Below are 23,188 nucleotides of genomic sequence, written 5' to 3'. Positions count from 1 at the left end.
TTGTAAATTATTAATTGTAAACAACCTCAATAATTAAGCATTAATAATTAATCATTATCGAAGTTGTGCTCCGAGTTTTTGTTCCAGATTGGTTTGCAACTTCTTCATGATAGCTTCAATCTGTTTATCGTTCAAAGTTTTATCTTCATCTTGTAAATAGAAGCTTACGGCGTATGACTTTTTGCCTGCAGGAAGGTTTTTGCCTTCATATACATCGAATAATGTAACGTCTTTCAGCAGTTTCCGTTCGCTTTCATTTGCTATTTTTTCTATCTCTTCAAAGCGGATATTCTTATCCAACAGTAAGGCCAGGTCGCGCTTCACTGCCGGGAATTTAGATATCTCAGAGAAAGAAACTTTACTCTTTCTGATCTCTTTCATCAGCAGTTCCCAGGAAAGTTCGGCATAGTACACTTCCTCGTCTATATCCAGGGCTTTGCATATTTTTTTGCTCACAATTCCCATCGTGCCTAACTGACGGCCTGCTTTGGTAGTGATACTCAAGCCTGCATCGTATATATCATTCGATAACTGACCCAGAATAACCGTATTTTTGCTGATACCCAAACGAGCCAAAATATTCTCTACATAAGCCTTTAGTTCATATATGGAAGATAGTTCATCCGGATGAGCCCAACTGTTCTCTACCCGCTTTCCGCATACCCACAAGGCTAAGCGATAGTCTTCTTTGTAGCTTGCCAGCACATTTTCGTCGCTTTTCTTATCTACATCATAGTCGTAGCAATTGCCAAACTCATAGAAACGGATATTTCCGTTCTTGCGTTTTTCGTTATGCTCAATGCTTTCCAAACCACCAAACAATAAGGTTTGACGCATCACGTTCAGATCTGAACTGATAGGGTTTTCCAGCATTACACAACGGGCTTCGGGATAGGTAGACAGCTCGGTATAATAGGCCGAACGGGTCTGCGAATTATTCATAATCTCGCTGAAACCGGCTCCGCATAACTGCTCGGAGATAAGGTTTTGCAGCTTATAGCTCCGGTCGGTAGGCGTTTGATAGCTCAGATTCGATTTTACGTCCTCCCCTATCTCAATATTATTGTAACCATAGATACGCAGGATATCTTCTATTACGTCTACATCGCGCTGTACATCTATGCGGTACAGGGGCACATGAAGGGTCATACCTTCAGCCGTTTCAGATACTATTTCTATCTCCAGACTCGAAAGAATACTCTTTATTGTATCCTTAGGTATTTCTTTACCTATCAGGGTATTTATCTTCTTATAGGTAATATCTACTGTATAAGGAACTGCCTGAACAGGATACACATCCTGCAACTCTCCACAAATCGTACCTCCGGCTATCTCTTTGATCATCAAAGCGGCACGTTTCAATACGTACATCGTATTATTGGGATCCAATCCGCGCTCAAATCGGAAGGAAGAATCGGTATTCAAACCAAAGCGGCGGGCTGTCTTGCGAACCCATGAAGCATTGAAATTGGCCGATTCGAGGAATACATTGGTAGTTCCCTCCGTTACGCCGGAATCCAACCCTCCGAATACCCCACCGATACACATCCCTTCTTCTGCATTGCAGATCATCAGGTCTTTATCTGTCAGGGTACGTTCTACTTCGTCAAGGGTGACAAACTTTGTTCCGGCAGGCAATGTCTTAACCACTACCTTTCTGCCTTTTATTTTATCTGCATCAAAAGCATGCAGCGGTTGTCCCAGTTCGTGCAATACATAATTGGTAATATCCACCACATTATTGATAGGACGTAAACCGATAATTTTCAGTATATTTTGCAACCATTCCGGACTCTCTTTTACCGTAACGCCTTTAATCGTAACACCTGAATAACGGGGACAGGCCTCCGTATTCTCTACCGATACAGTAATAGCCGGTGCCGGGTCATCTATCTTAAACGCATCTACAGAAGGGCGTTTCAGCTCCGAAGGCTTGCCGTTCTGTTTCAGATAGGCTGCCAAATCGCGAGCCACGCCAAAATGGGAAGTAGCATCTACGCGATTGGGTGTAATATCCACTTCCAATACATAGTCGCTTTTTATATTGTAATAATCTTTTGCCAAGGTTCCTACAACGGCATCAGCAGGAAGAACGATGATGCCATCATGGCTTTTTCCAATGCCTATCTCGTCTTCGGCACAAATCATCCCATTTGATTCTACGCCACGGATCTTCGACCGTTTAATCGTAAAACTTTCGTCTCCGCTATACAGTTTCGTACCATTTACGGCTACCACTACTTTCTGTCCGGCAGCTACGTTCGGAGCGCCACATACGATCTGTAAAGGCTCTTCTCCCCCTACATTAACAGTAGTAATATGCAGGTGGTCGGAGTTTGGGTGTTCAACACACGTCAACACTTCACCAATCACTAAACCTTCCAAACCTCCTTTGATCGTTTGCACCTCTTCTACTCCGCCTGTTTCCAGACCAATAGACGTCAACGCAGCCGATACTTCCTCAGGCTGTAAATCAAAATCAAGATAATTCTTAAGCCAATTGTAAGATATATTCATCGTATTATACGTTTTTTCAATTCCGCAAATTTCGGCACAAAGGTAACGATTTTATCTATAGCTACGATATTTCATTCTTTCTCTTTTTTCCTGTTGATCGTATGTTTTACTTTGAGTAGGGCGAAGTTTAGTTCTATACTTGTTTCTGTATCGGTAGTAGCCATGTCTTCCCCTAGCAGGTCGGCGATAATGTCACCGCTTTTCTGCATCAACGATTTCTGCTTGAACTCTTCCGGAGAAGCCGATAATTGGGCAACCGTACGGGATAGTTCACGTAACTTAGAAAACGTCTCAACAATAGCAATTGTCGTCTGAGTAGCCTGCGGACTTTTAAGAATAGTAGCAAGCATATAAAGGCCTTTTTCGCTGAAAGCTTTGGGTAGTACCCTTGACATATTCAGATTTGCGGTCGAAATTTTCGACCGCAAATTTTCCCACTCGATATTATTTAATGTAATAACATATCCTTCCGGAAACTTGTCTGGATTATTCTTTAATGCTTCATTGATTCGCTTTGTCTCCACCCCATACAGCATAGCTACATCACTGTCGAGGATCACATCCTGATCACGTAAACGGATGATTTTGTTTTTCACTTTATCGAAAGAAACGATTTGATTCATAAGTTATAAGTTTTGTTAATATGCGGCAAAGTTAAGGTTTTTTTCAGAGATTATTGCTGAACTGTTGACAAGCAAAACGGATGCCCTGCCGGATCGAGCATTACAGTAGAAGTATCGTAATATTGAACTTCTGCTTTTTTCGCACCACACAGCAAAGCGTATTCTACTGCCTTCTGCAAATTATCTACTTTAAAATCCATATGCGCCATTTGCTGTTGAGCGCCTTCTTTCCATGGCCATACCGGAGGAACATAATCCTCTACAGTCTGAAAAACCAACAGTATTCCCTGTGGAGTGCGCAACGCCGCAAAATCATCACCGGATATTTCCTTTTCCCAACCTGATAACTTCACGTAAAAATCAGCAAGTTCGTTCGCATTCAGACAATCAAACGCTATTCCTATTATAGATGATATCATTCCGTGTAAGATTTTTACATTGTCCAAAAGTAATTATTTGTTTTTGAAATCCCACAGTTGTTGAACATATGTTCTACAATTGTTGAACATGAGTTCTACATATGTTGAACACGTGTTCTACAGTTGTAGGATTATATCTCGTTTTGTAGAAGAATGTAAAAAAGATAAAATAATCCATAAGAGTTTAGGCATCTTTTGTATATAACGCTCATTTCTTTACTTTTGCCCATCAATATTATTACTGAAAATAGAATTATATGAAAAAACTACTTTGTCTCCTTTACCTCACGGCTCTATTTGCCGTATCTTGTGATGATGAAAAATTAAGTTCAGACAAACAAATTACCTCGTATAAACTGGAAGCCGAGAAAAACGGATTACCCAACGATATTGTCGCTACAATAGACCATTCAGATTATACGATAAACTTAGGTTGTATACCGGTCGGAAGAGAATTTGTTGCCACTTTTGAATCTCAGGGGATTGTATATGTTGGTACGAACCTTCAGTATAGTGGTGCTACGTTCAACTCGTACGACCGTCCCTTGGAATATACGGTTATTACCGAAGATGGCACACAGGCGGTTTATACCCTTGTCTGTAGTTTGGCGCCTCATGTGGAAATGAAATCATTCGAGGTAGAATTCCTGCAAAATGGCAAGAAAACTTCTACAAAGGGAGTCTTTTCCGACGATCTGTCTACAATCTTCATCACTCCGGAGTCGCAAAACTGGATAAGTAATCTGGAGAATGCCGTAGTCTCCTTTGAAGCAGAAGGTACTGTCTATGTAGAAAATAAAGAGCAAACCAGCGGAGAAACTCCAAACAACTTCCTCAAAGACTTGACCTATCAGGTAAGAAATGATTTTGAAGAGAGATCTTACCGGATCATGCTGATATCTACCCAAAATACCTGACTACCTATTGTAAAGATAGATACTGAAAACAAAGCAAAGATTACTGACAAGGAAAATTACGTAGCCTCTATGGTGCAGATCTTTTCACAGGATAATCCGGAGTACGAGGTAGAGGCAAGCGCCGGTGTACGCGGACGGGGAAACACCACCTGGCAATATATCAAAAAGCCATACCGCATCAAGTTTGACAAAAAAACATCCTTGTTCGGACTGGGAGCTGCCAAGAGTTGGGTACTATTGGCCAACTATCTGGATCCTACCTTTATGATGAACACAATAGCCTTTAAACTAGGACATCAGTTCGGCGTTGAATATACCAACCACTCCAACCACGTAGAACTCTTCCTGAACGAAGAATACCTGGGTAATTATGTATTAACAGAACAAGTACAGGTAAACGAACATCGCGTAAACATTGATGAGGAGACGGATTTTCTGGTAGAGTTTGACCGGTATTATGATGAAGATTTCAAGTTCAAATCGGCTCTTATCAACATGCCCGTTAATATCAAATCACCGGATCTGGAAGATGAATCAGGTATGGATTTTGTTAAAAAAGCGATCAATGCGCTAGACGAAGCCTTATATGGCGAAACATCGGGCTTCCCCAATAGTAATTGGCAGGAGTTGATTGATGTACCTACCCTGATCGACTATATCATGATAAATGAGATTGTACGCAACCGAGAATTGGTGATACCGGGAAGCGTTTACCTATACAAGAAAGGCGATGACAAGATAAAAATGGGGCCTCTTTGGGACTTTGACTGGGGCTTTGGCTATACGGAATCGGGGCATATTTATTATGACAATGCCAAGACCTGGCTCTATAAGAAATACGACAAACACTCTTCCGGACCCGGAGGCAGCTTCTTCTATCGCTTTTTCGATGATCCGACCTTCCGGCAAGCCTACAAAGCCCGCTGGAACGAGATGAAAGGCACATTAGAAAACCTGTATTCGTTTATAGACGACTTGCGGTACGAACTATATCAATCATCTGTTCAAAACAACAAAAGATGGAAGAAAAACCATGATATCTTCGACGAAACAGACAAGATGAAAGATTGGCTACAAGAGCGCATCGAGTTTTTAGACGAAAATATCAACTCTAGTTTTTAGATTATAGCTACATTTGTGGCTATTAATGACTAGTTGATCCTTTTCATGCGCATAGACATACTTACCGTACTTCCCGAAATGATAGAGGGGATGATTAATTGCTCGATTGTAAAACGGGCACAGGAGAAAGGCCTGGCCGAGATTTATTTGCATAATCTGCGGGATTATACCAGCAATAAATGGCGGCGGGTAGATGATTATCCCTTTGGTGGAGAGGCAGGTATGGTGATGCAGATTGAGCCGATAGACCGTGCCATCAGCGCTTTGAAGGAGGAGCGTTCGTATGACGAAGTGATTTATACCTCGCCGGACGGAGAAACCTTCAATCAGCCCATGGCAAACAGTATGTCATTGCTGAATAACTTTATCATTCTTTGCGGACATTACAAAGGAATCGATTACCGGATTCGTGAACACCTGATAACAAAAGAAATATCCGTAGGCGACTATGTGCTGACGGGAGGCGAACTGGCTGCTGCTATCATAACCGATGCCGTAGTGCGTTTGCTTCCCGGAGCTATTGGTGATGAGCAAAGCGCCCTCTCCGACTCTTTTCAGGACAATTTGCTGGCTCCTCCCGTTTATACTCGTCCCGCCGAGTATAAAGGCTGGAAAGTACCGGATGTTCTACTGTCCGGACATGAGCGCAAAATAGCCGAATGGAGGTTGGAACAAGCGCAGGAGCGAACCGCCCGCCTGCGCCCCGATTTACTGAAATAAAAGATGTTTATTTATAGCTATACTCCAGGGTATAGGTATATTGGTTGTTTTCGGCTGAAGTTCCGTTGACAGGATAGATTTCTTCAGCTATCGTCATACCGGTAATATATTCACCCGTTGTATTATACGAAAAAGTATATTTGGCATAGGGAGTATTTACATCCGGCAATACATACCAGGTGGCTGTCTCAATCAGGTTGCGGTTCAGATTGCCGAAATAGAAATTAAGCGGACTTACAGATGCCTGACCTGTGGGGCTGAATGTATTCACAATCCGCAACGGGAAGTTCTCAGGATGGAGATCACTTTTATACGTGAAAGCCATCTCTTTTGTGCCGTTTTTGTAATAGGTGAGATTGTTGTCTTCCCAGGTATAATAATTGGTTTCCATATCATTCCGGCTTTCGTATCCGGAACCGTCTGTCTTAGGCCAAACGGCTTTCACCCAGGGGCTACTCATCATATTGTTCTTGCTATACGTATAATTGTACAAATTGCTCAGATACTCTTCGTTATTACGATACGGATTGTTCTGATACTCACTGCAAGATACTATTCCGCCGCCAGACAGTCCGTATTCATACTTCTGATACAAAGAGGCAGAAGCAGTTACCGATGTGAAACGATTTACAACGAGCTGGTTATTGCTAAAGGAAAAGATATCAGTAAACTGATTATCCCAAGCTATATTAGCCACTTCTCCGGCCTGGTTGTAGGTAACAGACAACACAAATTCGGGAGAAGAAGCATTGTTTTTTGTACAAGTAATTTTTGTCAGTTTGTTTAATGGGATAACCTCTGTTTTATCATCATCACCACAAGACGTTAGTCCAAACATTATGGAAAGGAAAATAAAAAGATTCTTTTTCATAACATCTCTCATTTTATGCTTTTTAATAAGACAAAAGTAAAGTATTTACAAGATTATCCGGATTTGTAACGTTATTTAAGCTATTAAATTTGAGTAAAATTGTTAAACGACTTAGCTTTGCAAACTGTAAACAAACTGATTCAAAGTAAAATAAACAGTTAATTACAGTATCTTATATCGTAGCATATACAATAACTTAATTTTAATAATATGAGAATGAAGTATCTGTCGTTTATCTCCACTTGTATTGTCTGCCTTGCCACCGCATGCAGCAGTAAACAATATGAGTATCCTTTCCGAAATCCCAATCTTCCGCTGGAAGAACGAATGGAAGACCTGCTGGGACGTCTTACACTGGAAGAAAAAGTAGGACAAATGATGAATCAAACACCGGCTATCGAGCGCCTGGGTATCCCCGAGTATGACTGGTGGAACGAGGCACTGCATGGCGTAGCACGTGCCGGACAAGCCACTGTTTTTCCGCAATCTATCGCTATGGCAGCTACCTTTGATGATGAAGCGTTGCATAAGACATTCGATATGATAAGTGACGAAGCACGTGCCAAATACCATCAATATCAGAAAGATAAGGAGTACGACAGATACAAAGGATTGACATTCTGGACTCCCAATATCAATATATTCCGCGATCCGCGTTGGGGACGTGGAATGGAGACTTACGGCGAAGATCCTTACCTGACCGGACGCATGGGGGTAGCTGTTGTAAAAGGGCTTCAGGGCAACGATCCTAAATACTTCAAGACCCATGCATGCGCCAAGCATTATGCCGTGCATAGCGGACCGGAATGGAACCGCCATGAATATAATGCGGAAGCAACTCCCCGTGACCTGTGGACCACCTATCTGCCAGCCTTTGAAGAACTGGTAAAGGAGGCCGACGTACAGGAGGTAATGTGCGCATATAACCGTTTTGAGGGAACCCCTTGCTGCAGTAGTGACAAATTGCTGATTGACATTCTGCGCAACACTTGGGGATACGAAGATATCATCTTGTCGGACTGTGGAGCTATTGATGATTTCTGGAGAAAGGATCCCCGCACGCCCCGTCACGAGACACATCCGAGTGCAGAAGCTGCTTCTGCCGATGCCGTAAAAAACGGAACAGATCTGGAATGCGGAGGTAGCTACCAAGCCTTACTGAAAGCGGTTCAGGATGGTTTAATCACTGAAGAAGAGCTAAATGTATCACTTCGCCGTCTGTTCAAAGGCCGTTTTGAACTGGGTATGTTTGATCCGGATGAATTGGTACCTTATGCCAGCATCCCGTATAGTGTAGTTGAAAGCCCCGAACATGTGGCACAATCCCTGGATATGGCTCGCAAAAGTATGGTTTTATTGAAAAACAAAAATAACATATTGCCACTAAGCAAAAGCCTGAAAAAAATAGCTGTAGTAGGTCCTAATGCCAACGATTCCATTATGTTATGGGCTAACTATAACGGATTTCCTTCTAAAACAGTAACCATATTAGAAGGTATTAAGAATAAAGTTCCTGATGCAGAAGTAATTTATGAACTGGGCTGCAACCATACCGACAATTTTGTGATAACAGACTTTGGGAACCATATATTTTCTTCTGCCGGCATAGGATTTGCCTCTGAATTTTACAACAACAGAGACTTTGAGGGCGAACCGGTGCATAAGGGAATCGCTTCCGGATCAAGTATCCATTATACCACAGGGGGAAATACCCAGTTTGCACCAAACGTAAACCTAACCAACTTCTCCGCCCGTTTTACTGGTGAATTTGAATCGCCAATAAGCGGCCCGGTAGAGTTTACCATTTCAGGAAATGACGGATATCGCCTGTTCATTGGTGACGAGAAAGTGATAGACATTTGGGATAGGGAATATACAAGTGGACAACAATATATTCTGCATGCAGAAAAGGGCAAAAAATATCCGGTAAAGATAGAATACATGCAACGTATCGGCAATGCAGACCTTAACTTTCAGATAGGGGTTCGTACTCCGGTCGACTATCAGGCTACAGCTGCCAAAGTAAAAGAAGCAGATATTATTGTATATGTAGGTGGAATATCTCCCCGTCTGGAAGGCGAGGAAATGCCTGTAGATGCGGAAGGTTTCAGAAAAGGAGATCGTACCAATATCGAAGTCCCCAATGTACAGAAAGAAATGATCCGGGCGCTAAAAGCTACTGGTAAACCTGTTGTATATGTGGTTTGTACAGGTAGTGCTCTTGCTCTTAACTGGGAAGAGGCAAACCTGGATGCTATCCTGAATGCCTGGTATGGCGGACAAGAAGCCGGAACAGCTGTTGCCGACATTCTTTTCGGTGATTATAACCCTGCCGGACGTCTGCCTATTACCTTCTACAAGTCTGTAGATCAATTGGCCGACTTCCAGGATTACAACATGAAAGGACGTACCTACCGCTATATGACGGAAACACCCTTATACCCCTTTGGATATGGTTTGAGCTATACGACATTTGAGTATAAAAATGCCAAACTGTCACAAGACAAGATAAGCAAAACCCAGTCTGTAACACTTACACTGGACATCGCTAATACAGGCAAAGCAGACGGTGACGAAGTAGCCCAGGTATACATCAAGAATCCGAATGATCCGGAAGGGCCTATCAAAGCATTAAAAGCATTCAAACGGGTACACGTAAATGCAGGATCAAGTCAGCAGCTAAGTATTGAACTGCAACCCAAAGCATTCTGGTCTTTCAACGACCCAAAACAAATCATGGAAGTACGCTCCGGCAAATACCAAATCCTCTACGGAGGCTCATCTGCCGACAAAGCGCTACAAAGCATCGATCTAACGGTTGAATAAGATAGAAATGCGTAGAGACAGGGCACTGCCTTGTCTCTACATTACCCCTCTTTTTATTTGATGATAATTGGTGAATATTTTGGCACCAGAATTTTCATGACTACCCAGCCAATAAGGTAGGCTACAGCACAGACTGAAAAGATAATGAAATAGCCTGCTTCTTCTCCTTTAAAGTTGAATAAAGACATTTGAGTTTGCCCGGCATAGTCGAACAGCTTTCCGGCACTCTTCTGGATAATAAAGGAACCAATCCCTCCTGCCATTCCACCGATACCTGTGATAGTTGCGATAGCAGTTTTAGGGAACATATCCCCTACTGTTGAGAATATATTAGCCGACCATGCCTGATGAGCCGCTCCCGCTATACCAATAATGATAACCGGAAACCAGTAAGAAAAGCTACCCAAAGGTTGAGCAAAAAGAGCGAGTAAGGGGAAGAATGCAAATATCAACATCGCTTTCATACGCCCCGCATATGGATTCATACTCTTCTTTTCTACAAAATAAGTAGGCAACCAGCCACCAATAATAGACAGTAAAGTAATCAGATACAAGACAAAAATAGCAACCTGACTGCCAGTGTCAGAAGATTTCATACCATAAACAGAACTAAGGTAAGCCGGTGTCCAGAACAGGTAAAACCACCATACGCCATCTGTCATAAATTTACCAAAAGCAAAGGCCCAGGTTTGCCTGAATTTGAAACATTCCACAAAAGATAACTTCCGAGTCTGGGATGATTCTATTTTTTCCTCTACGGCATCTGTAGAGTTTTTATCCTGTTGTATATAGGCTAACTCTGCAGCATTCACCTTCGGATGCACCTCCGGTTTTTTATAGATAAATACCCAGAATCCCATCCACACAAAACCCAAGGCTCCTATCAGGATAAAAGCCATTTCCCAGCCCCAATACTTGGCTATAACCGGGATGGAGATCGGAGCAGCCAAAGCGCCTACCGTAGCTCCGGCATTGAATATACTGGTAGCATAGGCCCTGTCTTTTTTCGGAAAGTATTCAGCCGTAGCCTTGATCGCAGCTGGGAAGTTTCCTGCTTCTCCGATAGCCAGTATCAGACGGGCAAATATAAAGAGAGTAACACTTACCGATACTACCATACCTACGTCACCTACCGTAGCAATAGCATTCCGAGCTCCTTCAAAACCAACCAACCACTCACCGGCAGTGATCCCAGAAGTAGCTATTCCACAAAAAGCATGAATACAAGCTCCGAACGACCAGACACCAATAGCCCACAAGAAACCCTTCTTTGTATCCATCCAGTCTACAAAACGGCCTGCAAAAAGCATGCTGATAGCATAAAACAGAGAAAATAAAGAAGTGATATTCCCATAATCATCATTCGTCCAATGAAACTCCGGAGCGATGAAATCTTTCCATGTGAGCGATAACACCTGACGATCTAAATAATTAATTGTTGTTGCAAAGAAGAGCATTGCACAGATCATCCATCTGTAATTTGTCATCTTTGCAGTTCCGGTTTTTAGTGTATTCATGCGTATTTATTTTTTAAGATTCGGCGATAAAGTTAGTAAGTTTGCGCAAACACGCATGGAAAAGTTAATAAAATAACTATTTTTACGTCAAATTTTAAACCACTATTTATGAAAAATGTAATTCTATTTCTCTGTTATTGGATTTTCTTTTTAGGAGCAGTTACAAATTTACAGGCTCAGCCGTCACAGAAACTAGTCAATGTTATCGTCTCCCCCAATCATACCGATTGGAAGTATCAAACCAAAGAAGAGGCTTCTTTCTCCGTTAAGGTGTATAAGAATGAGAACCTGCTTCAAAACGTGACGATAGACTACGAACTGGGACCGGAGTATTTTCCAACTATTAAAAAGCAGGATGTCGTTTTAAAAGATGGGACTACAACTCTAAAATCCTCCATGAATATCCCGGGATTCTTACGTTGCAAAGTCACTGCCAAAGTAGATGGTAAAAACTACGAAGGCATGGCAACCGTTGCTTATAATGAAGAAAAGATCCAGCCGACAACTAATGATCCGAAAGATTTTGACAGCTTCTGGTCTGACGCTATCAACGAAGCCCGGAAAACACCCCTGGATGCTAAAATGGTATTACTCCCAGAAAAATGCACTGCTACCCAAAATGCCTACCAGGTAAATTTTCAGAACGACAGACCCGACTCACGGATATATGCCATATTGATGGTTCCAAAGAAAACAGGTAAATATCCGGCCATCCTTCAAGTGCCAGGTGCTGGAATCCGTCCGTACAACGGAGCAAACTATGGAGACGATGTCATCTCTCTGGAGATCGGGATTCACGGGATTCCTGTTACACTGAGTCCGGAAGTATACAGTAATCTGGCAGTAGGCGGTTTGCGCGACTACTGGAGTATTAACAGGAACAACAGAGATACCCACTATTACAAACGGGTATATCTGGGCTGCGTACGTGCTATAGACTTTATTTATTCCTTACCTGAGTTTGATGGTAATACCGTAGGGGTAACAGGCGGAAGCCAGGGAGGAGCCTTGTCTATTATCACGGCCGGACTTGATTCACGGATTAAATTTTTAGCAGCATATTACCCTGCCTTATGCGACTTTGCCGGATACCTCAACAAAAGAGCCGGAGGATGGCCACATTACTACAAAGATGCACAACCTGCAGCAAATGAAACAGAAACACTCCCCTACTTTGATGTCGTAAACTTTGCCCGTCGGGTAAAGGTACCAGGATGGTATAGTTGGGGATTTAATGATACGGTTTGCCCTCCTACTTCTATGCATGCTGCATATAATGTAATACCGGGAGCAAAAGAATTAGTTTTATTTCTTGAAACAGGTCACTGGACATACCCAGAACAACGGGCAATAGGTACTGGCTGGATGAAAAAACAATATAGCCGCTAATCTTCTCACAACAGGCCTTAATCCTTTCAGATAAAGGCCTGTCCTTTTTTAATTCAAGGTTAGTCTATACGTTGAATTAACATCTTATACTTAGTTGTCGTAACACATCACGTATTTTTTCAAATGTAGTAATGCGTGTAGGTACTAACGGAAGACGCAGTTTATTCTCAATATAGCCCATAGCATTAAGCATGCTCTTCACCCCTGCCGGATTACCATCTACAAAAAGCAGGTCGAAAAGTTCAGTAAAGCTATGATGAATAGTACGCGCGCTATCGTAATCACCGGCCAATGCCAGTCGTACCATACGGCTAAATTCACGCGGGAAAGCATTTCCGATAACAGAGATCACCCCTATTGCTCCCAAAGTAATTAACGGGAAAGTAATCCCGTCATCTCCCGAGATAACATTGAAATTTGCCGGTTTATTCTTTATAATATCATCCATTTGTGTGATGTTCCCCGAGGCTTCTTTTACAGCAATTACATTCTTGCACTCACGAGCAATGCGAAGGGTGGTAGCGGCTGTCATATTTACGCCTGTACGTCCAGGGACATTGTAAAGGACAATCGGTAAGCGGGTTGATTCCGAAATAGCTTTATAATGCTGATAGAGACCTTCTTGTGAAGGTTTATTATAGTAAGGGGTAACAGACAGGATAGCATCTACACCATCGAAACTGCCTTTTTTAAGTTTTTCGACGATAGATCGCGTACAGTTTCCTCCCACACCTAATACAATAGGAATACGTCCTCGTACTTTTGTTACAACAAGTTGCACGATTTTGTCTTTTTCCTCTTCTGTCAAAGTGGGGGTTTCAGCGGTAGTTCCTAATACGACCAAATAATCAGTACCATTCTGCAACTGGTAGTCAACCAATTTAGCCAACGTATCGTAGTCGACGCTATCATCGTCCTTAAAAGGAGTAATCATTGCTACTCCCATCCCTTTCAAATTTATGTCTATCATGGAAATTTATTCCGTTTTGTTATTTTAGTAATGCAAAAATAAGGAATTTATATCATTTGGAACGGATAGTCAACAAATAAAATAAAATATGTTCAAAGAAGTGATTAATATCGTCATTATCTGTCATTGTAATTGTCAGATCATACATTTCACGCAAAAAAGATTTATGCCCCAACTTAAAGGATGAAGGATGCTGTAACTGAAGGTATTGCATAGTATAATTGTTTGTACGCGTCAGATCTATCAGTATGTCTGCAGGAAGCGCATTAAATTTCTCACTCATTTCTGCCGTAGGCATCCCTTTGGAGTCCAGTTCTTCCTCCTTTATAAGGAGCCATGATTCGGCTATATCTTCTTTGTTTTTCTTAGGAATAAAGGCACAAAGACTGATATTTTCAGTGTGTTCTTCAAGCTTGGCTACACACTTCAGAACGTCTTTTTTGTCTTTAACATCAAAAACCACCAATATATTATTGGCATCATTTAACGAACAAAAACGCGGCGTTCTTGCCGGTGCATCCTTTACCAGGTCTTGCAGTTTCTTTTTTATAAAAAAATTAGAAAGTATCATTCAGCTAACATGTTTAAAAATTCTTCTTCATTGATAATTTTTACGCCAAGTTTCGCAGCTTTCTCTAGTTTAGTTGGCCCCATGTTATCTCCGGCCAGAATATAATGGGTTTTACTGGATACTGATCCGCTGTTTTTGCCTCCGTGTTGTTCTATCATAGTTTTGTATTCATCCCGCGAGTGCTTAGAGAAAGTTCCACTGATAACAATCGTCAGACCTTTTAGTTTTTCTGATCGTTCGGCCAGGACAGTCACATCTACAGCCATTTGCAAACCATATGTCTTTAAACGATCAATCAGATTGAGATTTCTATCATCTGAAAAATAAGATACAACACTTTGAGCGATACGCTCACCTATTTCATCAACCTCTGTTAGCGACTCCAGAGTGGCCTCTTTCAATTGATCTATATGCTGGAAAGCAAAGGCCAGACGTTTTGCAACCGTTTCTCCTACGTATCGGATACCAAGTCCAAACAATACACGCTCGAAGGAGACACTCTTGGATTGCTCCAGACTATCCATCAGGTTATTGGCACTTTTCTCCGCCCATCGCTCAAGCTGAAGCAGATCCGAAACTTTTAAGGTGTACAAATCAGCTGCATTTTTCACATAACCTGCTTCATACAAATCTTCTACCGTTTCGGGTCCCATGTTGATATTCATCGCCCGCCGGGTAACAAAATGTTCGATCTTCCCTTTTATCTGAGGCGGACAACCCGATTCGTTCGGACAATAATGAGCAGCTTCTCCTTCCGGGCGCATCAACAGAGTTCCACATTCCGGGCATGTTTTGATAAAACGTACCTTATCTCCTATCATCATGGAACGGGCATCTTTATCTACCCCTACTATTTTAGGGATGATCTCTCCTCCTTTTTCTACGAAAACCATATCACCGATATGCAGATCCAAGCCTTCGATAATATCCGCATTATGCAAAGAAGCCCGCTTTACTGTCGTGCCAGACAATAAAACAGGTTCCAGATTGGCTACAGGTGTAACAGCTCCAGTACGCCCTACCTGGAAAGAAACAGCATTCAGACGGGTTACAGCCTGTTCTGCCTGGAATTTATATGCAATTGCCCAACGGGGGCTTTTAGCTGTAAAACCTAAGTTTTTCTGCTGAAGCAATGAATTAACCTTCAACACAACGCCATCCGTTGCTACAGGCAGATTCTTTCGTTCTACATCCCAATATGAAAGATACTCGAAAACTTCCTCCAGATTATGGCATTTACGAATAACATCCGGAACTTTAAAGCCCCACGTACGTGCATATTCGAGGTTGGCATAATGGCTCTGAGCCGGCAGATCCTCGCCAAGCAAATAATAAAAATAGGCATCCAGTTTACGAGACGCTACAACAGCCGGATTTTGCTGTTTCAAAGTACCGGAAGCAGCATTGCGAGGATTAGCAAAAAGAGGTTCTTCTTGTTCTTCCCGCTCCTTATTCAAACGATCAAATTCTGCCCAAGGCAGTAGTATTTCACCTCTGATCTCAAATTCATCCGGATGGTTATCTCCTCTTAGTTTCAAAGGGATAGAGCGTATTGTTTTTACGTTTGCCGTTACATCATCACCGCGCGTACCATCGCCACGGGTAACAGCACGAGCCAAACGTCCTTTTTCATATATCAGGGAAATAGAGGTTCCATCATATTTTAGTTCTGCAACAATTTCAAACGGTTCGTTCAGAGAACGCATGGTCCGGTCATAGAAATCACGTACTTCTTCTTCTGAATAGGTATTACTCAATGACAACATCGGGTATTTATGCAAAACCTGTTCAAATTCTTTAGACAAGTCGCTCCCTACTCGCTGAGTAGGTGAATGAGGATCGGCATATTCAGGATGTGCTTCTTCCAGCAATTGTAATTCTTTCAGCTTTACATCAAAATCCCTGTCTGAAATTGTTGGCGAGGAAAGCACATAGTAATTATAATTATGCTGTTCCAGTTCCTCCCGAAGTGCTTTTATTTTCGATTCAATCTCGTTCATCAAAGGTATTATTAATAAACCAGGGCCACGTTATCAATCCAGAAAGTATTACCCGGTGATCCGATATAAGCCCCTCCATGACTGGAAGCGAATTGCAGGATAAGGTGCGTTGCTTGTTCATCCTTATCTGCCCATCCGATTTCTTGGATAGGAACACTCTTTCCTTTACTGTTTACTGTATAACGTTCTTCTACCTGTATTTTCATATAATCTTTGTAATCGGCATGGGATGTTATATCACCATATAAAATGGGATAGCTTGCTTCATTTACCCAGCCATCTGTCGATGAAACATAACGCTGAACCATTGTACCTACACGCTTGGCATACACGTTACCTTCTTTATCTTCCCATCGCTTTTGCAACATCATCACTACTGTAGCTTCATCGCGTCCTTCTACTTTCGATTTTTTGCTAAATCCTGTGCTGCGTATCCTATGATCTTCAGGAGCCAGCTTAATTTTATAATCGAAGCGAAGAGCAGCAGGTTTGCCGGTTATAGCGATACCGCTTTCCAACATACTTTGCGCGTTCTTTGTCCCTTTGATCGGTTCGTGCATCTTACCCAGGAAAATAGAACCGGCAGCAATTACTTCTATATCTACCAAACCCAGCACACGTACACTTTCGTAACGGGTTTCCATACGGGCACAATAGCCATCACCTCGCTTTTCAGGGAAAACAGATGTATTTGTCTTTACAACACCCGCTACTTTTGCCAATACATTTGAATTAGCCCAAGGCGATCCTCCTGTATTTGTATAGGCATCATTGCCAACAATCGTATCAATGGGGCCTAACTCATATAGAAGTTTGGTATTTCCGCCAATAACAGCCGACTCCTTAATCTCCCGCACCACCCATTGATCCATATCTCCATAAGCAAAGGGTTTTACGTTCTGCGTATAAGCTGTAGCAGACAGAGATGCAGCAATTATAGCGAATAAAATGCGAATATACGTAATATCTTTATATAAATATATCATTTCTTAATACCCCCATCCTTTTAAGGCCATATCCCAGTTTTCATTTACAATCTTGAGTGTACGATCATCATACGTATAGTTATTCTTCTTATATCCTTTTTTCTTGGACAAGTAAGCTTCTATATTGGCTTTTGATTCGTTAAACCCCGGCAGATCCAATTTGCTATAGATATCTTCTGTCATGGCAAAAGCATCCGCTTCAAAGTCTTCAAACTTAATCTCTACCAGATTTCCTAAGGGAATCATATGTTTCTCTTCTTCATACTTATAATAAAGCCGCTTGAATATTTCTACCGCATTCTGTTCTATTTCTTCGTTTGTGATATCCTGTAAACGAAGTGGCTGTATAGTATTGGTAAAGAAACTGCGCGTACTTTCAAATACAGTATAAGGGTTACGTTTCAGATAAAGGAATTTTGCATTAGGGAACATCTCTAACAAGGTTTTGATTCGCCCTGTATGCGGAGGGTTTTTACTTAAAAACTGCACGCCATTGGTATTCCAGAGGGCAATCTTTACCAGTTTCAGGAATGTTTCTTTGAAAATCTTACGTTCCGCCTCTGTAATGGTGTTAAATAACAGGAAGCGTTCGCAATACTCCATGGTATGCTTAGGCAAATACCAAAAGTTGTAGTAGGTATAAGGCATCATATTCGTGAGGGCAAACTCTTCTTCCTGAGGCAAATTAACTCCTAACTCCAGATTATCGGTCGGACGGGAAGTAGGCATAGCCATAGACAAACATTTTCTAAAAAAGGGCTGTCCGAAAAGCATTTGGTTTGGAAGTACCGTTTGATAAGTGGTATTATAACCGAAATGCTTATCACAAGCAAAAACATTATGTACAAAAGTCGTTCCGCAACGCCAATGCCCGATTATAAAGAAAGGATCCATCTCCAATGGTTTTCTTTCCAGTTTTCTATATTTTCTCCTTTCAAAAGGAAGATACATGCTAAGTACTCCTGAGCCGGCTCTCGTTAAGTGATACTTTTTTTTGAATCCCTTGTCAATAACTCTTCCCCTTACTATTTCATCAAATGTTTTTGGATCCGCACCAATAAGCGGAGTAACCGGTAATTTCTGAAAATCCATCCTTATCCCCTATTTTATTAGTTTTATCTCTAATCCCTGATGTCTTAATGCCTCTTGAATCTTATCTATTGCATCATAATGTTCTGCTCCTATACCTAACTCCGAAAGATTAATAACAGCCATAGCCTCGTCTTTCAACAGATCCTTTGCATCTACTCTGTTAATGATCATCCCTACAGCAGAAGTATTATTGGTAATCGGATCTATCAATATAAAAGCTCCTGTTTGTTTGATCTTTTTATACGGATCAAAGAACAACTCCTTTCCTGTTGTAAAGACCACATTACCTATTTCGTTCAGTATAAGATGGTCTGCCTGTGAACGTTCCATGGTATTAACATTCACCTTATACCGGATACTGTCGATACGGGCTCTCGTCGTATTAGTCGTTTGCTTTATATAGAATTGCTTGGAAACATCCATGGGTTCCTCATCCATCCACACAAGCATGGCTTTAAAGTTCCGGTCTGTCATTGGTAAATCGTTCGGATGTACCAACATCTCACCCCTTGAAACATCAATTTCGTCTTCCAGGGTAAGGGTTATACTTTGAGGAGGAAAAGCATAATCCAGCTCGCCGTCATAGGTCACAATACTTTTTACTTTAGATGTCTTTCCAGATGGCAAAGCCATAACTGTATCCCCTTTACGAACAATACCGGAAGCTACCTTTCCACTAAATCCCCTGAAGTTCTGATTCGGCCTTAAAACGTATTGAACCGGAAAGCGGAAATGCTCTACATTCCGGTCCAGATCAATCGAAACAGTCTCCAGATGCTCTAATAAAGACGGACCAACATACCAGGGAGTTCGTTTACTCCTTTCCACAACATTATCACCATCTAAGGCTGAAAGCGGAATACAGGTTATTTCAGGGATATCTAAAGGCTCCACAAAATGTTTATAATCGGCTACAATCTTATCAAAAATATCCTGGCTAAAATCCACCAAATCCATCTTGTTGACAGCTAGTACTACATGCTTGATTCCTAATAGGGAAACAAGAAAGGTGTGTCGGCGGGTTTGGGTTATCACTCCTGTTCGAACGTCAACCAATATAATTGCCAGGCTGGCTGTAGAACCACCGGTTACCATATTACGTGTGTACTGTTCATGTCCTGGGGTATCCGCAATAATGAACTTCCGGTTATTTGTACTGAAGTAACGATAAGCCACATCAATGGTAATACCTTGTTCACGTTCTGCTTTTAAGCCATCCAGCAAAAGGGCATAGTCTATATGATCTCCTGCATTCCCCATGCGTTTGCTATCACGTTCAAGGGCATCCAGCTGATCCTCATATATTTTCTTACTGTCAAACAATAGACGGCCAATCAGTGTAGATTTCCCATCATCAACAGAACCTGCGGTAAGAAACCTCAACAGGTCTTTCTTTTGATCCCTATCCAGATACTCCTCTATAGTTGACATATTTTTATCTCTCATTTTCAACTTTCAATTTTCAATTTTCAATTCAAAAGTATCCTTCCCGCTTTTTCTGCTCCATACTCCCTTCCTGGTCAAAGTCTATTACACGGGTCGTACGTTCGCTTTTCGTTGTAGTCATCATCTCTTCAACGATTTGCTCGATGGTTTCGGCATTGCTTTCCACGGCTCCTGTCAAAGGATAACAACCTAAGGTACGAAAGCGGACTTTCATCATCTTGGCCTGTTTGCTGTATTGCTCCGGCATCCGCTCGTCATCTACCATGATCAGGTTTCCATCCATATTCACAATCGGACGTTCCTTGGCAAAATACAGGGGTACAATAGGTATTTTTTCCAGCCGGATATATTGCCACACGTCCAGTTCCGTCCAGTTAGACAGAGGGAATACACGAATGCTTTCTCCTTTGTGGATACGGGCGTTGTATATATCCCACAATTCCGGCCGTTGGTTTTTAGGATCCCATTGGTGGAACTTATCCCGAAAGGAGAATATCCGTTCTTTTGCACGACTTTTTTCTTCATCCCGGCGGGCTCCTCCAAAGGCTGCATCGAATTTATGCTTGTCCAATGCATCCAATAAAGCTTTGGTTTTCATCAGATCCGTATGTACCTTACTGCCATGTGTAAAGGGACCTACTCCCGCATTATAGGCTTCCATATTTGATTCAACAATCAGGTTCCATCCATGCTTTTTTGCATAATCATCCCTGAAAGTGATCATCTCTTTAAATTTCCATTTAGAGTCAATGTGCATCAAAGGGAAAGGTACTTTACCCGGAGCAAAGGCCTTTTCCGCCAGGCGAACCATAACAGAGGAGTCTTTTCCAATGGAGTAAAGCATTACCGGATTCTCAAACTCAGCCGCCACCTCACGGATAATATGGATAGATTCTGCTTCCAACTCCTGAAGGTGGGTCAAGCTCATTGACAAATTATTTGATGTTTTCATTCGTTTTCAAATTTCAATATTCATTGTTTCACCTTTGGCAAAACAACATTCAATAACATGTTGACAGACTCCTCTATAGTAAGGAGTGATGTATCAAGCGTAAGGCTTGCATGAACAGGAGGCTCAAAGGGTGCCGACACTCCGGTAAATTCTTTAATTTCTCCTTTACGGGCTTTTGCATAAAGCCCCTTTACATCACGTCGTTCACACTCTTCTATAGGGGTACTGACATATATTTCTAAAAAGTCTTCTTTGCCTATTATCTCCGATGCCATCTCCCGCAAATCATTATTCGGGCTGATAAATGCCGCTATCGTTATGATACCCGTATCTACAAATAGCTTGCCTACTTCCGCAATACGTCGGATATTTTCTTTTCGGTCTTCGGGCGAAAAACCCAGATTATTGTTTATCCCCGTACGGATGTTGTCTCCATCCAGAATACGGCACAACAAGCCCCGGGATTGCAGTTCCTGCTCAAGCGCTATAGCCAGTGTACTCTTTCCTGAACCGCTTAAACCTGTAAACCAAACCATGACACCCCGTTGTTTCAAAAGTTTTTCTTTATCCTTTCTCGACAACATCATGTCAAATATCGGGGTTATATTCTTTTGTTCATTACTCATCATCATCTCTATTTAAAAAGGCCAGATTAAAGGGGTTAAAAATACGGCAAGCAAAAATACGATAATATTAAGAGGAAGGCCAAATTTTACAAAATCCATAAACGTATACCCCCCTATCCCCTGTACAATCATATTGGTCTGATAACTTACCGGTGATATAAAACTGGTAGAAGCAGCCACACATATCACAACAAAGAATGGCGTAGGGTTTACTCCTAATTGAGTGGCAACCGAAAGGGCAACCGGAAAACCTAATGCCGCCGCTGCATTATTCGTGATAAGCTGTGTGAATATATTCGTGATAAGGAATGTCATAGCCAGTAATACATACGGCCCGGTCGTTTCAGACAGGCTGATGATATAACGGGCTGCCACATCAGCCAGACCCGAATTGCCTATCGCCTTACTGATAGCAAAAGCACAGGCTATCGTGATTAAGATATCCCAGGAAATATATTTGGTGTATTTTTTAGCGGGAAACAGGTTCATCCAGGCCATAATAACAGTTGTAATACAGACAAAGAAGAACATATCCAGTTTCATATCCGGAAAGGCCTCCTGTACGATCGGCAGTTCGCCCAGGGTAGCACCGGTTATCATAAGTAAGAACAGTACCAAGGCAAACCACTTCTTCTTTTTCGATATCGGTTCCGGTTCGTCCTTGCCGTTGGCCAGCATAAGGAACACGCGGGATTCGCCCCAGGTAGGGATAAATGAATCGTCTGCCAGCAATACCAGCGTATCTCCTTCCTTCAGTACAATATCGTCCAGATTGCCCTTTACATATTGCCCTCCGGTTTTTACTTCCTTTACTGTTGCGCCATAGTGGCGATGAAAGTCAAACTCGCCCAATGTCTTATTGATACCCGGAAACCTGGGTCCCAAAACAGCCTCTACTTTGTGTAAGTCTCTGTTTTCTTCCTGAAATTCTTCAGACACATTCCGGGATTCTGGTAATAATTTTCCCGAACAGATCAGCATGTATATTATGCCCACTATCGCGATGGGAACACCTATTTTGCTCAGTTCAAACATGGAAAATCCATCATAGCCGGCTTCCAGCATCATGCCATGCACGACCAAGTTGGTAGAGGTACCGATCAGGGTACAGACTCCTCCTAAACTAGTGGCATAGGTCAATGGCAACAAGAATTTGGTAGAAGGCAATTTCACACTCTCTGCCCATCGTTTAATGATAGGAGCAAAAATTACAACTACCGGTGTATTGTTCAAAAAAGCGGAAATACCCGATATAGTAGGCAGAAGGCGTAATTGGGATTTGGTTATTGTCGTGTTCTCTTTGGGCAGGAACTTCTTAAACAGCTGAGCCAATGTTCCGCTTTGACGGATACCTTCACTAACCAAAAAAAGCATCGCTACAGTAATCATTCCCTTGTTACTGAATCCCTCCAGTACTTCCCTGGGATTTAGTATACCGACACATAAAAACAAGACGCTTACACTAAAGAGGATCATTCCGGGACGCATCCGGTCCTTTATTAATGCAACAACCATCCCGGCCAAAACCACCAACACAAATATGATTTTAAGATTCATGCCTTATGACTTCTTCTGATTTTGTTAGAGTAAAGCCACAAATGTAAGAAAGATTAATTAGTTGCGG

19 protein-coding genes are annotated in these 23,188 nt (G+C 41.9%); 5 read left to right on the top strand and 14 right to left on the bottom strand.

The window, feature by feature from the left end:
* Window positions 1-54 precede the first annotated feature (54 nt).
* The 3 genes from pheT to M2470_RS06110 form a co-directional block, all read right to left on the bottom strand.
* Complete coding sequence (gene pheT, locus M2470_RS06120; RefSeq protein ID WP_280744156.1) at window positions 55-2,517, bottom strand: phenylalanine--tRNA ligase subunit beta; 2,463 nt, start codon at window positions 2,515-2,517, stop codon at window positions 55-57.
* 71 nt (window positions 2,518-2,588) lie between these two features.
* Window positions 2,589-3,140: an ORF6N domain-containing protein gene (locus M2470_RS06115; protein ID WP_280744155.1), complete on the bottom strand. Its 552-nt coding sequence runs from the start codon at window positions 3,138-3,140 to the stop codon at window positions 2,589-2,591.
* Window positions 3,141-3,190: 50 nt separating this feature from the next.
* Window positions 3,191-3,559: a VOC family protein gene (locus M2470_RS06110; protein ID WP_280744154.1), complete on the bottom strand. Its 369-nt coding sequence runs from the start codon at window positions 3,557-3,559 to the stop codon at window positions 3,191-3,193.
* Between the two features lie 257 nt (window positions 3,560-3,816).
* On the opposite strand from M2470_RS06110, the gene M2470_RS06105 reads away from it, so the two are divergent.
* From M2470_RS06105 to trmD, 3 genes are all read left to right on the top strand, one after another.
* Window positions 3,817-4,476, top strand: a complete 660-nt coding sequence (locus M2470_RS06105) for a hypothetical protein (protein ID WP_280744153.1) — start codon at window positions 3,817-3,819, stop codon at window positions 4,474-4,476.
* 69 nt (window positions 4,477-4,545) lie between these two features.
* A complete protein-coding gene (locus tag M2470_RS06100; protein ID WP_280744152.1) occupies window positions 4,546-5,598 on the top strand; it encodes a CotH kinase family protein in 1,053 nt (350 codons plus the stop codon).
* 45 nt (window positions 5,599-5,643) lie between these two features.
* Entirely contained in the window at window positions 5,644-6,318 is a 675-nt protein-coding gene (trmD, locus tag M2470_RS06095; protein ID WP_280744151.1) for a tRNA (guanosine(37)-N1)-methyltransferase TrmD, read from the top strand.
* A 7-nt stretch (window positions 6,319-6,325) separates the two neighbouring features.
* Here the strand turns inward: trmD and M2470_RS06090 are convergent, their stop codons facing one another.
* Entirely contained in the window at window positions 6,326-7,189 is an 864-nt protein-coding gene (locus tag M2470_RS06090) for a DUF5032 domain-containing protein (RefSeq protein WP_280744150.1), read from the bottom strand.
* Between the two features lie 210 nt (window positions 7,190-7,399).
* Here M2470_RS06090 and xyl3A point away from each other — a divergent pair, with 210 nt between their 5' ends.
* A complete protein-coding gene (xyl3A, locus tag M2470_RS06085; protein WP_280744149.1) occupies window positions 7,400-10,015 on the top strand; it encodes a xylan 1,4-beta-xylosidase in 2,616 nt (871 codons plus the stop codon).
* Between the two features lie 53 nt (window positions 10,016-10,068).
* Here the strand turns inward: xyl3A and M2470_RS06080 are convergent, their stop codons facing one another.
* Window positions 10,069-11,532 carry an MFS transporter gene (locus tag M2470_RS06080; RefSeq protein ID WP_280744148.1) on the bottom strand — a complete coding sequence of 488 codons (1,464 nt, stop codon included), beginning with the start codon at window positions 11,530-11,532 and terminating at the stop codon, window positions 10,069-10,071.
* Window positions 11,533-11,640: 108 nt separating this feature from the next.
* Here M2470_RS06080 and M2470_RS06075 point away from each other — a divergent pair, with 108 nt between their 5' ends.
* Complete coding sequence (locus M2470_RS06075; RefSeq protein WP_280744147.1) at window positions 11,641-12,921, top strand: acetylxylan esterase; 1,281 nt, start codon at window positions 11,641-11,643, stop codon at window positions 12,919-12,921.
* A gap of 76 nt (window positions 12,922-12,997) precedes the next feature.
* Here M2470_RS06075 and dapA read toward each other — a convergent pair whose 3' ends face one another.
* The 9 genes from dapA to M2470_RS06030 are packed head-to-tail and all read right to left on the bottom strand — an operon-like array spanning window position 12,998 to window position 23,121.
* Complete coding sequence (gene dapA / locus M2470_RS06070) at window positions 12,998-13,891, bottom strand: 4-hydroxy-tetrahydrodipicolinate synthase (protein ID WP_280744146.1); 894 nt, start codon at window positions 13,889-13,891, stop codon at window positions 12,998-13,000.
* A gap of 52 nt (window positions 13,892-13,943) precedes the next feature.
* A complete protein-coding gene (locus tag M2470_RS06065) occupies window positions 13,944-14,462 on the bottom strand; it encodes a hypothetical protein (protein WP_280744145.1) in 519 nt (172 codons plus the stop codon).
* Window positions 14,459-16,462 (bottom strand): NAD-dependent DNA ligase LigA, encoded by a 2,004-nt coding sequence (gene ligA, locus M2470_RS06060; RefSeq protein ID WP_280744144.1) that lies wholly within the window; start codon window positions 16,460-16,462, stop codon window positions 14,459-14,461. Before ligA ends, M2470_RS06065 begins: the two co-directional genes overlap by 4 nt.
* A gap of 11 nt (window positions 16,463-16,473) precedes the next feature.
* On the bottom strand, window positions 16,474-17,448 hold the full coding sequence (locus M2470_RS06055; protein ID WP_280744143.1) for a PCMD domain-containing protein: 975 nt from the start codon (window positions 17,446-17,448) through the stop codon (window positions 16,474-16,476).
* A gap of 3 nt (window positions 17,449-17,451) precedes the next feature.
* On the bottom strand, window positions 17,452-18,540 hold the full coding sequence (locus M2470_RS06050) for a sulfotransferase (protein ID WP_280744142.1): 1,089 nt from the start codon (window positions 18,538-18,540) through the stop codon (window positions 17,452-17,454).
* Between the two features lie 9 nt (window positions 18,541-18,549).
* Window positions 18,550-19,971, bottom strand: coding sequence for a sulfate adenylyltransferase subunit CysN (gene cysN / locus M2470_RS06045; protein WP_280744141.1), 1,422 nt, complete (start codon window positions 19,969-19,971; stop codon window positions 18,550-18,552).
* 43 nt (window positions 19,972-20,014) lie between these two features.
* A complete protein-coding gene (gene cysD, locus M2470_RS06040; RefSeq protein WP_280744198.1) occupies window positions 20,015-20,914 on the bottom strand; it encodes a sulfate adenylyltransferase subunit CysD in 900 nt (299 codons plus the stop codon).
* Window positions 20,915-20,958: 44 nt separating this feature from the next.
* Entirely contained in the window at window positions 20,959-21,564 is a 606-nt protein-coding gene (gene cysC / locus M2470_RS06035; protein WP_280744197.1) for an adenylyl-sulfate kinase, read from the bottom strand.
* Between the two features lie 12 nt (window positions 21,565-21,576).
* A complete protein-coding gene (locus tag M2470_RS06030) occupies window positions 21,577-23,121 on the bottom strand; it encodes an SLC13 family permease (protein WP_280744140.1) in 1,545 nt (514 codons plus the stop codon).
* Window positions 23,122-23,188 lie beyond the last annotated feature (67 nt).

The organism is Parabacteroides sp. PH5-46, from assembly GCF_029892785.1.
Lineage (GTDB): Bacteria > Bacteroidota > Bacteroidia > Bacteroidales > Tannerellaceae > DFXE01.
This window is presented reverse-complemented; position numbering and strand designations above follow the sequence as displayed.

Coding starts and splice junctions, on each gene's coding strand:
- pheT (WP_280744156.1), bottom strand. CDS start 2,517: ATGAATATATCTTACAATTGGCTTAAGAATTATCTTGATTTTGATTTA.
- M2470_RS06115 (WP_280744155.1), bottom strand. CDS start 3,140: ATGAATCAAATCGTTTCTTTCGATAAAGTGAAAAACAAAATCATCCGT.
- M2470_RS06110 (WP_280744154.1), bottom strand. CDS start 3,559: ATGATATCATCTATAATAGGAATAGCGTTTGATTGTCTGAATGCGAAC.
- M2470_RS06105 (WP_280744153.1), top strand. CDS start 3,817: ATGAAAAAACTACTTTGTCTCCTTTACCTCACGGCTCTATTTGCCGTA.
- M2470_RS06100 (WP_280744152.1), top strand. CDS start 4,546: ATGGTGCAGATCTTTTCACAGGATAATCCGGAGTACGAGGTAGAGGCA.
- trmD (WP_280744151.1), top strand. CDS start 5,644: ATGCGCATAGACATACTTACCGTACTTCCCGAAATGATAGAGGGGATG.
- M2470_RS06090 (WP_280744150.1), bottom strand. CDS start 7,189: ATGAAAAAGAATCTTTTTATTTTCCTTTCCATAATGTTTGGACTAACG.
- xyl3A (WP_280744149.1), top strand. CDS start 7,400: ATGAGAATGAAGTATCTGTCGTTTATCTCCACTTGTATTGTCTGCCTT.
- M2470_RS06080 (WP_280744148.1), bottom strand. CDS start 11,532: ATGAATACACTAAAAACCGGAACTGCAAAGATGACAAATTACAGATGG.
- M2470_RS06075 (WP_280744147.1), top strand. CDS start 11,641: ATGAAAAATGTAATTCTATTTCTCTGTTATTGGATTTTCTTTTTAGGA.
- dapA (WP_280744146.1), bottom strand. CDS start 13,891: ATGATAGACATAAATTTGAAAGGGATGGGAGTAGCAATGATTACTCCT.
- M2470_RS06065 (WP_280744145.1), bottom strand. CDS start 14,462: ATGATACTTTCTAATTTTTTTATAAAAAAGAAACTGCAAGACCTGGTA.
- ligA (WP_280744144.1), bottom strand. CDS start 16,462: ATGAACGAGATTGAATCGAAAATAAAAGCACTTCGGGAGGAACTGGAA.
- M2470_RS06055 (WP_280744143.1), bottom strand. CDS start 17,448: ATGATATATTTATATAAAGATATTACGTATATTCGCATTTTATTCGCT.
- M2470_RS06050 (WP_280744142.1), bottom strand. CDS start 18,540: ATGGATTTTCAGAAATTACCGGTTACTCCGCTTATTGGTGCGGATCCA.
- cysN (WP_280744141.1), bottom strand. CDS start 19,971: ATGTCAACTATAGAGGAGTATCTGGATAGGGATCAAAAGAAAGACCTG.
- cysD (WP_280744198.1), bottom strand. CDS start 20,914: ATGAGCTTGACCCACCTTCAGGAGTTGGAAGCAGAATCTATCCATATT.
- cysC (WP_280744197.1), bottom strand. CDS start 21,564: ATGAGTAATGAACAAAAGAATATAACCCCGATATTTGACATGATGTTG.
- M2470_RS06030 (WP_280744140.1), bottom strand. CDS start 23,121: ATGAATCTTAAAATCATATTTGTGTTGGTGGTTTTGGCCGGGATGGTT.